At 40.7% G+C, this 13,182-nt stretch carries 12 protein-coding genes and 1 other annotated feature; of the genes, 11 read left to right on the forward strand and 1 reads right to left on the reverse strand.

Translation table 11 applies throughout. The features are described 5' to 3' along the window. Window positions 1-15 precede the first annotated feature (15 nt). Together PQ578_RS06075 and PQ578_RS06080 are read left to right on the forward strand one after the other, a co-directional pair. Entirely contained in the window at window positions 16-891 is an 876-nt protein-coding gene (locus tag PQ578_RS06075) for a hypothetical protein (protein WP_273832625.1), read from the forward strand. Further along, window positions 884-1,849, forward strand: a complete 966-nt coding sequence (locus tag PQ578_RS06080) for a phosphotransferase (protein ID WP_273832626.1) — start codon at window positions 884-886, stop codon at window positions 1,847-1,849. Before PQ578_RS06075 ends, PQ578_RS06080 begins: the two co-directional genes overlap by 8 nt. Here PQ578_RS06080 and PQ578_RS06085 read toward each other — a convergent pair. Continuing rightward, window positions 1,846-2,046 (reverse strand): hypothetical protein, encoded by a 201-nt coding sequence (locus PQ578_RS06085; protein ID WP_098444420.1) that lies wholly within the window; start codon window positions 2,044-2,046, stop codon window positions 1,846-1,848. The two genes, PQ578_RS06080 and PQ578_RS06085, sit on opposite strands and share 4 nt — an antisense overlap. Before the next feature lie 159 nt (window positions 2,047-2,205). Next, window positions 2,206-2,430, forward strand: a binding site (T-box leader). A gap of 133 nt (window positions 2,431-2,563) precedes the next feature. Here PQ578_RS06085 and PQ578_RS06090 point away from each other — a divergent pair. The 9 genes from PQ578_RS06090 (at window position 2,564) to PQ578_RS06130 (ending at window position 13,181) form a co-directional block, all read left to right on the forward strand. Beyond that, window positions 2,564-5,185, forward strand: a complete 2,622-nt coding sequence (locus PQ578_RS06090) for a valine--tRNA ligase (protein ID WP_273833292.1) — start codon at window positions 2,564-2,566, stop codon at window positions 5,183-5,185. A gap of 52 nt (window positions 5,186-5,237) precedes the next feature. Next, window positions 5,238-6,533 (forward strand): bifunctional folylpolyglutamate synthase/dihydrofolate synthase, encoded by a 1,296-nt coding sequence (locus PQ578_RS06095; protein ID WP_273832628.1) that lies wholly within the window; start codon window positions 5,238-5,240, stop codon window positions 6,531-6,533. A gap of 112 nt (window positions 6,534-6,645) precedes the next feature. Further along, window positions 6,646-8,355, forward strand: a complete 1,710-nt coding sequence (locus tag PQ578_RS06100; RefSeq protein WP_273832630.1) for a sensor domain-containing diguanylate cyclase — start codon at window positions 6,646-6,648, stop codon at window positions 8,353-8,355. Then, the gene (locus tag PQ578_RS06105; RefSeq protein ID WP_273832631.1) at window positions 8,333-8,527 is read left to right on the forward strand and encodes a hypothetical protein; all 195 of its coding nucleotides are present in this window, start codon (window positions 8,333-8,335) and stop codon (window positions 8,525-8,527) included. The genes PQ578_RS06100 and PQ578_RS06105 overlap by 23 nt, the downstream gene beginning before the upstream one ends. A gap of 27 nt (window positions 8,528-8,554) precedes the next feature. After that, entirely contained in the window at window positions 8,555-9,310 is a 756-nt protein-coding gene (locus PQ578_RS06110; RefSeq protein ID WP_273832633.1) for a prepilin peptidase, read from the forward strand. Window positions 9,311-9,496: 186 nt separating this feature from the next. Beyond that, window positions 9,497-10,495 (forward strand): SPOR domain-containing protein, encoded by a 999-nt coding sequence (locus tag PQ578_RS06115; RefSeq protein WP_273832634.1) that lies wholly within the window; start codon window positions 9,497-9,499, stop codon window positions 10,493-10,495. Window positions 10,496-10,746: 251 nt separating this feature from the next. After that, window positions 10,747-11,325, forward strand: coding sequence for a Maf family protein (locus tag PQ578_RS06120; RefSeq protein ID WP_273832635.1), 579 nt, complete (start codon window positions 10,747-10,749; stop codon window positions 11,323-11,325). 52 nt (window positions 11,326-11,377) lie between these two features. Beyond that, window positions 11,378-12,049, forward strand: a complete 672-nt coding sequence (gene radC / locus PQ578_RS06125) for a RadC family protein (protein WP_098445795.1) — start codon at window positions 11,378-11,380, stop codon at window positions 12,047-12,049. Between the two features lie 94 nt (window positions 12,050-12,143). Then, on the forward strand, window positions 12,144-13,181 hold the full coding sequence (locus tag PQ578_RS06130; protein ID WP_165996945.1) for a rod shape-determining protein: 1,038 nt from the start codon (window positions 12,144-12,146) through the stop codon (window positions 13,179-13,181). Window position 13,182: the final 1 nt, after the last annotated feature.

Consider the following 13,182-nt stretch of genomic DNA (forward strand, 5'->3'; position numbering starts at 1 on the left):
AAAGGAGTAATAAAGATGGATTTATTAGTGTTCATAGCTGAAAAATATGGATTTAAAGAAGTGAGTTGGGTTCGAAAGCCAGAAGTCATCATGACACACTTAGGTAAGCGGAAATTATCATATTGGCGGGAGCGGGATTTGCTTGAGTATCATCTCAACTTCCGCGACCGTCTTTTTTCTAAATGTGGCATTCTATGTAATCGTATGATTCGAACGATTGATCAAGAGGCGTTTATTCCGATACCCCAAGGATATTTGTCGGTTCATGATTCGGTTGAAGAGGAGTTTGCATTCGAACTGTTCCCTGAAATGGAAGGATATCTTCTTTCCTCTTTGATAGGTGTGAGTGTAGATGTGAACAATTATGATGGGTTTGCAACATTTCCTTACCGAGAGACTTTAGAAGCGTTAAGTACAATCAAGGCCCTATATCCAGAGCCGTATTTACTCCTTGTTCGTTTAATTCCAGAAGTGAAAAAACGCCTTAGTCATAATAAAAGCATTTCACAGTTATCGATTCCAATTTCAAATCATTCTATAAAAGAAGTAATGGGCCAATTCTACTTTGAAAGTAGTGATGAAGGGCCAGTTCCAGTGTATGAGGTACTCCCTAAAGCGATACATGTGTGGTATGAAAAGAAAAGTCAGGACGAATTTAAACAATGCTTTAAAGCTTTATTGGATGGAGTGGACAGGGAAACGAGTAACCTTCTTATTCAAACGATTATCGCTCCTTGGGACTGGTGGTCGTGTATTCAATCACTTCAGTATGAAAATGTCAACGTGAATCAGGTGATGGAGGAGTTTGTTGAAAAGTGGGAAACGATGAGAAAGATAACCTGTTCGGTACAGCTCTCCATTTCGGAGGGGAGGGTTTCGGTTAGTGAGTGATCCAGCAGTTCTATTTCAATATGATTTATATCCTGAACGTGTCGTAAGAATGGGAAAAGTAACAAAGATTGAAACGGATCGAGGAACGTTTGCCTTAAAGGAGACAAAGCTAAGTAAAGAACAGATGGATCGTATCTTGTTCATTGAGGATCGATTTGAACAGCTTCATTTTGAAAGTTATGTGCCACTCGTTCGAACAAAATACGGCGACTCCTTTGTTTTTACGGGTACGGGTGTAGCTTATTTAACTCCATGGGTGGGCGGTGTTGAAGGGCAATCTGCTCAAAAAGAGGAGAACTTAATACTAAGTCTTGCAGAACTTCATGGATATACAGCAAGAGATCAAGCATTCTCTGAAGAAGTCATCAAACAATCGTATCAAAAGATGACCTTAATGAGAGAAAGCAGACAGTTTGAAATGGAGAAGTACGTTAACTCAATTGAAAAACGAATCTATCTCTCACCTTTTGAATTAACTTTTGTTACTCATTTTCATCAGTTAATGAAGTACTGTGATCTGGCCAAAACAAGATTGGATAATTGGTATGAACAGGTTGTTGAAGCGAAACGATATCGTAGTGTTTTTTGTCATGGAAAATGTTCACCTTCCCACTATGTCATGAATGGTGGAAAGGGGTACTTTATTAATTTTGAAAGGTCTGTTGTCGATACGCCTGTACGGGATTTGGCCTATTTTATTCGTTCCTCTGTTCACCCATTTCAATTTAATCCTGTTACTACAACAGGGCATATCACTCGATATGAGACGCAATTTTCATTATTGGAAGAAGAGAAAGAGCTTCTTGCAAGCTATTTGTATTTTCCAGAGACTGTCTTTAATAGTGTGCTCCTCTTTAATGAAAACAGGCAAAGCTGGCCACATATTAAGCATGTCCGCTTATTTACGAAAAAAATAGAAGTGATGAATGGAATCCATAATGTGCTGCAGTCATTCTAGATCCATTCAAAATAAAAACACACTTCTAATGCAACAAGAATAATGAGGATAAGCACATCGACTGAAGTTGGAAAAAGAATCGTTCGAATCGTTTGAAATACAATAAACGGCGGTACAAATTGAGCGCAAATATCCCTGAATTTATAAACAGCCGGCGGGAGCTGGTAGCGATTCATTCCCCCAAAACGTTTTTTCATAGTGTTTTCCCCTTTGTTGTCATCTGTCGTTACAAATAGTCTATGTGCGAAAGCGGATGGGGTGATTAAGAAGAGAGAGAACTGGCTAAGCTAAGAAAAAGGGCGCTAAGTATCTTGACGATCTTGAATCTACACGGTAAACTTATTTATACAAATAGTCGACAGGCAAAGACAGGGAGTAGTAGAATGTGAACCCTTCAGAGAGAGAAATCATCCGCTGAAAGATTTCTCAGGATTGAAGCATTTGAAGTCGCCCTTGAGCTGTTTCTCTGAAATAGTAGTAGGAGAATCCGGTAATCCCGTTATTCGAATGAAGCGTACAGCTAACGTTTATTTAGCTGTAAATAAAGGTGGTACCGCGAAGAAACTTCTTTCGTCCTTTTCCTAAGGATGGAGGAGGTTTTTTTGTTGTTTAAAAACACCACTTTTTTGAAAATGGGATGGTAAATCCGATGCAAACGGCCTAAGACTTATTGAATGGAAAGGAAGAGTGGCAAAGGTGAATAAAGAGCTAACGATGCCGACGAAATACGATCCGAAGGCAACCGAACAAAAATGGTACCCGTACTGGGTAGATGGTAAATTTTTTGAAGCAACAGGTGATAAAACGAAAGAGCCTTATACAATTGTAATTCCTCCGCCAAACGTTACGGGAAAACTTCATTTAGGGCACGCATGGGATACAACACTTCAAGATATTCTTTCAAGAGTGAAGCGAATGCAGGGTTACGATGTTCTCTGGCTTCCAGGAATGGACCATGCTGGAATTGCGACACAGGCAAAAGTTGAAGGGAAGCTCCGGGAGGAAGGTACTTCTCGCTATGACCTTGGCCGAGAGAAGTTTCTTGAGAAGTCGTGGGAATGGAAAGAAGAATACGCAGACTTTATCCGCAGTCAGTGGGCGAAGCTTGGTCTTTCTTTAGACTATTCAAGAGAGCGTTTTACACTTGATAATGGGCTTTCTGATGCGGTTCGAGAAGTTTTTGTAAAGCTTCATGAAAAAGATTTGATTTATCGTGGGGAATATATCATCAACTGGGACCCTCAAACAAAAACAGCCCTTTCGGACATTGAAGTTATTCATCAGGAAGTGACAGGACACTTTTATCATATGCGCTACCCTCTTGCTGATGGTTCTGGGCATATCGAAATTGCAACAACGCGTCCTGAAACCATGCTTGGTGATTCGGGAATTGCGGTTCATCCTAAAGATGAGCGTTACAAGCATCTTGTTGGAAAGAAAGCGATCTTACCAATAGTAGGTCGTGAGATTGAAATTGTAGCAGATGACTACGTTGATAGGGAATTTGGCTCTGGAGCTGTTAAAATCACGCCAGCCCATGACCCTAATGACTTTGAAATTGGTAATCGTCATAACCTTGAGCGTATCCTTGTTATGAATGAAGATGGCTCAATGAATGAGAATGCTGGCGATTATCAAGGAATGGATCGTTTCGAATGTCGTAAAAAGCTAGTAAAAGATTTGCAGGAAAAAGGGATTCTTTTCAACATTGAAGAGCACGTTCATTCCGTAGGGCACTCTGAACGAAGTGGTGCTGTAGTAGAACCGTATCTTTCCACTCAGTGGTTCGTTAAAATGGGCCCACTTGCTGAGCAGGCAATTGCGCTTCAAAAATCAAACGACAAAGTTAACTTTGTTCCGGAACGATTCGAAAAAACGTACTTAAATTGGATTGAGAATATTCGGGACTGGTGTATTTCGAGGCAGCTTTGGTGGGGACACCGCATTCCTGCGTGGCACCATAAAGAAACTGGGGAGATTCACGTTGGACTAGAAGCACCGACAGATATCGAAAACTGGCAGCAAGATGAAGATGTACTCGATACGTGGTTTAGCTCAGCGCTTTGGCCGTTTTCTACTATGGGGTGGCCAGATGAAGAAGCAGCAGACTTTAATCGTTATTACCCAACGAACGTTTTAGTAACAGGGTATGACATCATTTATTTCTGGGTAGCGCGTATGATCTTCCAGGGAATTGAATTTACGGAACAGCGTCCATTTAACGATGTATTGATTCACGGACTTGTACGTGACTCTGAAGGGCGTAAAATGAGTAAATCACTCGGAAACGGTGTTGATCCGATGGATGTTATCGAGAAGTACGGTGCTGATTCGCTGCGCTTTTTCTTATCCACTGGTTCATCACCAGGACAGGATCTGCGTTTCTACTGGGAAAAAGTAGAGTCAACTTGGAACTTTGCAAATAAGATTTGGAACGCTTCTCGTTTTGCCTTAATGAATATGGATGGCATGACGTATGAAGAGCTGGACTTATCCGGTGAAAAATCAACAGCTGATAAATGGATTCTTACTCGCTTAAACGATACGATCGAACAAGTGACGCGCCTGATTAATAACTATGAATTTGGTGAAGTTGGCCGCTACCTTTATAACTTTATCTGGGATGACTTCTGTGACTGGTATATTGAAATGGCGAAGCTTCCCCTATATGGAGAAGATGAAGCAGCTAAGAAAACGACACGATCTGTTCTAGCTTATGTGCTTGACCAAACGATGCGACTTCTTCACCCATTTATGCCGTATCTTACGGAAGAGATCTGGCAACACCTTCCGCATGAAGGAGAGTCAATTACTGTTGCAAGCTGGCCAGTGAAGAATGAAGAGCTTCATTTCCCAGAAGCAGCTGCCGACATGGCGCTATTAACTGAGATTATTCGTTCAGTTCGAAACATTCGAGCTGAAATGAATGTAGCACCAAGCAAGCCAATTGAGCTTCGCATTAAACCGAAGTCAGGGGAAGCTCAAAAGCAACTTGAACAAAACAGTCAATACATTGAGCGGTTCTGTAATCCAGAGACGCTAACCATTTCTTCGGATCTTCAGGCTCCTGAAAAATCAATGACGGCTGTCGTATCTGGAGCAGAGCTATTTCTTCCGCTTGAAGGCTTAATTAACATTGATGAAGAAATAGAGCGTCTAAGAGGCGAAATGAAGAAGCTCGATTCTGAAGTAGATCGTGTTCAGAAAAAGCTTTCAAATGAACGTTTTATTAGCAAGGCTCCCGAGAAAGTTGTTGAAGAAGAACGAGCGAAAGAAAAAGACTATCTCGAAAGAAGAAGCAACGTGGAAGCTCGTATTAACGAACTTAAAAAATAAGCAAATGACGGATCTCTTTTTGAGGTTCGTCTTCTTTTAAGGAGGAGAGGAAATGTTTCAATCGTATGATGAAGCGGTAAGTTGGATTCATAGTTTGTTAAATCATGGAATAAAACCTGGTTTAGAGCGGATGGAATGGATGCTTGAACAGCTTGACCATCCAGAAAGACGGTTAAAAACGGTGCATGTTGGCGGGACTAACGGAAAAGGTTCGACAGTTACTTACTTACGTACAGTGCTAGAGGAGGCTGGATATGAAGTAGGGACGTTTACTTCTCCTTATATCGAATCATTTAGTGAACGAATAGCGGTTAACGGACAACCTATTAAAGAAGAAGATTTAGTTATGCTATGCAATCGCGTTCAGCCGCTTGTTGAAATGGCTGCAGCTTCCCCCCTTGGTTCACCTACCGAGTTTGAAGTTATTACGGTAATCGCGCTTTTGTACTTTGGAACTAAAGCCTACCCAGATCTGGTTTTAATGGAAGTTGGGCTAGGTGGGCGACTCGATTCAACCAACATTATCCATCCGCTTATTAGTGTCATTACGAATGTAGGGTATGACCATACCCATATCCTTGGTAGTGACCTGAAACAAATTGCGTATGAAAAAGCGGGAATCATTAAGTCAGGTGTACCTCTTGTTACGACTGCAGATAAAGAAGAAGTTCTCACACTCTTCCATGAAACAACTAAAGCGAAAAAGACGAAAATTTATCGTTTGAATGAAGAGTTTTCCATTGTTGACAAGAGAAGTGATGATGAAGGTGAACACTTCTCATTTCAATCTCCTTATCGTAAACTAGCAGACCTCCACATTCAGATGAAAGGTGAGCATCAGGTGAAAAATGCAGCTGCAGCACTAATGGGACTCGAATACTTGCGCGTCTTTTATGGTCTACATATCGAACATGACATGGTTCAGCGCGGGCTTAAAAGAGCAGCGTGGCCAGGACGATTTGAGAAGATTCGTTCCAACCCCACTATCATTGTAGACGGTGCACATAATCCAGAAGGGGTGGAAAGTCTTGCAAAAACGTTAGAGCAGCACTATCCGAATAAGGATATTCACGTCATTTTCAGCGCATTAGGAGATAAAGATATTGAGTCAATGTTAAAGCCGCTCTATCCGCTTATTCAAAAGATGACCTTTACCACCTTTGATTTTCCAAGAGCTATTTCAGCTGAGAGTTTATTTCAACGTGCAAGTTTTTCGCCCAAGACGTATGAAGAAAACTGGAAAAAAGCAATTCAAACAACAACTGAGCAAGTAAGTGAAAATGAGCTAGTTCTCATTACGGGCTCTCTCTATTTTGTATCAGAAGTACGCCGTTTTCTAAAAAATTAGAATTCAATGCAAAAAAATAGGACTTTTTCGCTACTATTTGCTAAAATGAAACGTAACCACTTTAGAATGGAAAAATATTCTTCTTTATCACAGAAGATGGAGGGGGAAACAATTGACTGCAATAATGAAACGCAAAGTTTGGATTGTATGGCTCTTGTGTTGGCCACTACTCATTTTTGCAACGTTCTATTTCTTTCCCCCTGATTTTACTGGAAATAAGGCCGATGTTCTTGCGCTATTTGTGCTTCTTGCCGTCGTTGCAATGATGCCAATAAACGTAAAAGGAACAGACCTTTTTTTTATCCAGGGGATTTCACTAGCTGTATTTCTCAGATATGGCTTATTCGTGGAAACGATTTTAACTCAGTTAGCGATTCTTGTCTTTCTTTTGAATTTGCGAGTTACAAAGAAAGATAGTCATCGCTATCCAGTTAATATGCTCATGTTTATGATCGTTTCCCTGGTATCAGGTGGACTTTTTTATTTACTTGGAGGATCCACTGGCGAATTCTCTGGAAATGCGATTACACAGCTTGTTCCCTCGATCGGCTATATTCTTTCGTTAATTATTGTTAATCAAATTCTCCTTCATTTTTTACGTATTTATATTTATAAAGAGGTTAATACAAAGTTTTTTGACAAAGATATGCTCTGGGAAGCCATTTCTACAGGAGTAACACTGCCGGTTGGATTTCTTCTCTATATGTTACATACCTATCTAGGAACAATTGCCATTTTCTTTGTTGGAGTCCCATTTGTGTTGGCTTCTCTTATGCTCAGGCTGTATTACTCAAGTCGAAAAGTGAATGATCTACTTCAACAAACGAGTGAAATCGGTCAGCAAATTACTCAGTCTCTTGATATAGACGAAATTCTTGACTTATTTTTATATGAAGTTAAGGATATGTTTGTGGTTGATTATGCTTACATTATGGATGCAGAACAGGTAGAGAATTTAAGGATTATTAAAAGCTTTGAGAAGGAAATAGGCATTCAAGCTAGCGCAAAAGATCATTCTTTTGAAGAAGGGATTAGCAGAAGAGTCTGGCGTAGTGGACGTAGCCGATTATACACGAAGCGTGCGCAGTGGAAAAATCTTACCCAGGGAATTCTCCCTCAAACAGCGAATGCTGTTATTTCGGTACCGATGAAACGCAATAAAAAGGTCGTAGGCATTATCACACTAGCAACAGATCGTGTTCGGTCATATGAAAAACACCATATACTCGTGATGCAAATTCTAGCTAATTATTTAGCTGTAGCTGTTGATAATGCAAGGCATTATGAAGAGACCAAAAGGCGAAGTGAGAGATGTCCTTTAACGAACTTGTACAATTTCCGATTTTTTAACGAGGTATTAAACGAGAAATGCAACCGTTTTGATGAAAACCCTGCTCCTTTTTCAATTATATTGCTCGACCTGGATCATTTCAAAAAAGTAAATGATACATTTGGGCACCATAGTGGAAATGACGTGCTTTGTGGAGTAGCTAATCGACTTGAGGAAGAAATCGGAAATAAGGGTACCGTTGCTCGATTTGGCGGTGAAGAGTTCGTAGTTTTGCTAGAAAATCATTTTCATAATGAGAGTTTACAAGTTGCGGAAGACTTACGATGTGCCATAGCGGATCAACCATTTGAGATCTTTAGTGATTTGGATAACGGCGATCGTCAGGTTATTTACGTAACGGCAAGTATCGGTGTTGCAACAGCGCCTGATCAGGGAGAAGATGCACAAACCTTAATACGAAATGCCGATAGAGCCATGTATACTGGTGCAAAACAACAGGGGAGAAATCGTGTTGCAAGCTATGTTGGATAAGAAAATCCCCATTCTTCAATATGCGGAAAATAAGGATAAAGACTTTGGTTCGGGTTATACAATAGATTCTTGCGCAGCAGTGGTTTTAATAACACGTTCTTCTGTTTTAAAATTGAAAAAGGTTGTTCATCTCATGTTAAAAGGTTGGGTCTTAATCTACCATTACTTATAAACAATAATATGAAGAAGGATGAAAGATATGGGGGTTTTGTTACATAGTTATTTATTTCTAATTGGCCTTGCGCTAGGTTCCTTTTTTAATGTTGTTGGTCTTCGTGTGCCGATCAAACGATCGATTGTCATCCCTCGCTCATCATGTCCAACATGTGAACGTGAGCTTTCACCATATGAGCTTGTACCTGTTTTTTCTTATTTATTTCAGCGAGGAAAATGTAAGGGATGTTCTTCAAGTATTTCACCTATTTACGCATGTGTTGAAATCGTTACAGCACTACTTTTTACAACCGCACCTATTTTGGTAGGATGGTCAAAAGAATTGATGATCACCTATGGATTGATTTCGCTTCTCGTTATTATTTTTGTTTCAGATCTCACCTATATGTTGATTCCTAATCGCATTCTTTTGTTTTTTGCAGCTTACTTTGGTTTGGGTCGAATTGTTGTTCCGATGGATCCGTGGTATAGCCCTTTGATAGGAGCGGTAGGAGGCTTTTTATTGCTACTATTGATCGCTGTGATTAGTCGCGGTGGAATGGGTGGCGGTGACATTAAATTGTTTGCAGTGCTAGGCGTTGTTTTTGGTTATCAAGAATTAATTCTCGTCTTTTTCTTTTCTACTTTAATTGGAACGATTATTGGGATTACGGGGTTATTGATTGGAAAAGTAAAAAGGAAGCAGCATATTCCGTTTGGTCCTTCTGTGGCGTTGGCAGCACTAATAACGTATTTTTATGGTAAACAACTCTTACAATGGTATTTTGATTTTCTTATATGAAAAAATGAATAGCGGGCTCTTTAGCTTGTTCGATCTCGAACTAAAATAAGTTTGGTTCATTTTACCCCCCTCGCTCATGGAGGGGGTATTTATGTTGTTGTCCTGCTCAACTCTAGTATTTTAAGTTCTAGTATTTCGTGAGATTTCATAGACTGTAGTACAAGCCGGTACCTGAGGAGGATGAGAATGGATAAGGAGAGACGGACGATTTCAATTCGACTAGATGATGAAGTCCATAAGACTCCAGAAACACATAAAGAAAGCGCAGCGGCTGAGGAAAAGGAATTTGAATGGATTTTACCGGAGCGTCGCGATTCTAAAAAGATCGTAGAGTTAAAGAAGCGGCATAGTCAAAAAAAAGCCTCCTCTTTTTTTGATCAGTCAATGAAGAACCCAAGGTTACCAGTAGGACGTAAGAAGAAAAAACATTTCGTACCAAGTAAGAATGTCATTACCTTGCATAAAAAGGTGGTGGCTTCAGTGATCTTTGCGATCGCTCTTGGCGTTTTATTTGGATTCGGTTTACTTATGGTGTTCGGTGGAGAAAGTGTAGCGACGCCCTCTAATAAGCCAAGTCAAGCGGCACCAGTGACAGCTAGTCAGACGGATTTATCTTTTGATCTTCATGTTGTGCAATCAGGTGCGTATGAAACAGAAGAGTCCGCTAGGGAATTTCAAGAAAAGCTAAGTGATCAAGGTCTACCAGCGACGATTTTTAAAGGTGAAAAATACTTTTTGCTGATTGGCGTCTCAGCTTCTGCTGAAGGTCAGGATGCCCTTGCCGCTTATTTTGAAAACAATGGTCAGGAGGTTTATAAGAAATTATGGACGATTGATGGAACTAGCGTAGTGGCGAGTGCGGAAATGGAGAGTCATTTGCAAGAGGGTAGGGAATTAATTGAACAGCTAACAAAGCTTGATTTAGTTGCTTTATCAGATGGAGAAGTATCAAATAGTGAAGTAAATGATGTATTGCAAGCGATTCAAACCTGGAATGGAAAAGGTGATAAATTAGAGGGATGGAAAGAGGGCGAGGGGAAAGCTTTAGCGGAAAACTTAAGTGCTGCCTCGAAAGAGATTGAAACCTATTCATCAGAAAAAACAGTATCCTCGTTATGGATTGCTCAGCAACACTTATTGGATGCGCTAGAAACATATCAAGAAGTTGTGGAAAGCTTGAAATAGTCTGATATTTGCGGAGTAACTAAATTAACGGTACGATATGAATGTTGGGAGCAACCCTCCTGAATATGGTTTTCGGAACGAAATAAAATAAGATTAAACAAATTTTAACTGTATGCACATACAGAATCGAAGTAAAACGAAAAATGTAGAGGAACGTTAGAAAATTAAATTGTGGAAAGAAAAGGGATTTGATAAGCTGTTATCAAGCCCTTTTCCCACTTGTGAATCATTTCCAAAAAAAGGGTGGTAAAATGAAGCGCCTCGTCTTAGCCTCAGGGTCTCCACGAAGAAAAGAACTTCTAGAGCAAGTGAACCTCCAATTTGAGATTATTGTTAGCCGCTTTGAAGAACATCACTCTCAATCTGTCCCCCCTTCTGAGCTTGTGAAGCAGCTTGCTTTTGGAAAGGCAAATGATGTATTTACGAATCAATCGGACGCTGTTGTCATTGGTGCAGATACGGTTGTAACGCTTGGTGCCGATATTCTTGGAAAGCCAGAAAGTCGCGAGCATGCGAGGCAGATGCTGAAAGCTTTGTCTGGCCGGACCCATATCGTTTATTCAGGTGTGGTCATTCTTTCGAATGAGCAGCATTCACAGTTCTACGAAGCCACTGAAGTGGAATTTTGGGATTTAACAGATGGAGATATTGAGAATTATCTCGATACAGGAGAGCCGTTTGATAAAGCGGGAGGTTATGGTATTCAGGGTTTCGGTGCCGCCTTTGTGAAACGTATTCACGGGGATTATTATAGTGTGGTAGGGCTTCCGATTTCCAAAACGCTTCGAGAGTTACAGGCGTTTGGAATTGTTCCGGAGATTCAGCGTTAGTCAGACAAGAAGATGAATCCAGGGAGGAAGCGTGTTGCTTAAAACACCGTTAATGATTCGCGATTATCCTGAAGAAGAGCGCCCGAGAGAGCGCCTAGTGAAAGAGGGTCCTGAGACGTTATCCAATCAAGAGTTATTGGCGATTATCCTCAGAACTGGAACGAAACAGGAGTCTGTACTTCAGTTATCTTATCGCATTATTCAGTATTTTGAGGGTCTGCGTCTATTAAAAGATGCCAGTATCGAAGAGTTAACCTCTTTAAATGGCGTGGGCACTGCCAAAGCTGTTCAACTGATTGCGGCGATGGAGCTTGGGAGAAGAGTAAGTCGTCTTCAATTAGAAGAGCGCTATACGATTCGTTCACCGGAAGATGGTGCGAATTATGTGATGGAAGACATGCGTTTTTTATCACAAGAGCATTTTGTTTGTTTATACTTAAACACGAAGAATCAGGTGTTGCATCGTCAAACCGTCTTTGTTGGAAGTTTAAATGCATCAATCGTGCATCCGAGAGAAGTTTTCCGAGAGGCTTTCAGACGTTCAGCAGCCTCATTAATTTGCTTTCATAATCATCCAAGTGGTGATCCTACACCAAGCAGGGAAGATATTGAAGTTACAAAACGTCTTGCTGAGTGTGGTAAAATGCTTGGTATTGATATGCTCGATCATATTATTATTGGAGATCAGAAGTTTATTAGTTTAAAAGAAAAAGGGTATGTATAGGCTGTGGAATAGTTTTCCCACTACCGTTTTTAATACTGATGAAGTATAATCATAGTTATGAGTTTTGCTTGAATTGAAGGGAGATTTAACATAAATGTTTGGTGGATTTTCAAGAGATATGGGAATAGATTTAGGTACAGCTAATACGCTGGCATATGTAAAAGGAAAAGGCGTCGTTGTACGTGAGCCTTCCGTTGTTGCACTTCGGACAGATACTGGTTCAATCGAGGCAGTAGGTAATGATGCAAAGAATATGATCGGTCGTACTCCAGGTAATATTGTTGCACTTCGTCCAATGAAAGACGGTGTTATTGCTGATTTTGAAACGACGGCTACGATGCTTAAGTACTTTATTCAACAGGCTCAAAAAAACCGTTCCATTTTTGCACGTAAACCTAACGTGATGGTTTGTGTGCCTTCAGGAATCACAGCTGTCGAAAAGAGAGCGGTAGAAGATGCAACGCGCCAGGCAGGCGCGCGTGAACCGTACACCATTGAGGAGCCTTTTGCAGCAGCGATTGGTGCTGATTTACCAGTTTGGGAGCCAACAGGTAGTATGGTAGTTGATATTGGTGGGGGTACAACAGAAGTTGCCATCATTTCTCTTGGAGGAATTGTTACTAGTGAATCCATCCGCATTGCTGGCGATGAAATGGACGAGTCGATTATTCAGTATGTGAAGAAAACATATAACTTAATGATTGGTGAACGTACGGCTGAACAGCTTAAACTTGAAATCGGCTCTGCAGGAACAACAGAAGGCATTGACGCGATGGATATTCGCGGCCGTGACCTTGTGACAGGTCTTCCAAAAACGATCAGTGTATCGGCAGATGAAGTGTCTGGTGCTCTTCGAGATACGGTTAATAGTATTATGGAAGCTGTTAAAGTAACGCTTGAGAAAACGCCACCTGAACTTGCGGCTGACATTATGGATCGGGGCATTGTTCTTACAGGCGGCGGAGCTTTACTGCGAAACTTGGATCAGGTCATTAGCGATGAAACGAAAATGCCAGTTATTGTTGCTGAAAATCCACTTGAGTGCGTTGCGATTGGTACCGGGCGTGCGCTAGAAAATATCCATTTGTTCAAATCTAGAGCTGGTATAACTTCCCGCTCTAAACAGAAGTAGT

The organism is Guptibacillus sedimenti (assembly GCF_028610665.1).
GTDB classification, from domain to species: domain Bacteria; phylum Bacillota; class Bacilli; order Bacillales; family Guptibacillaceae; genus Guptibacillus; species Guptibacillus sedimenti.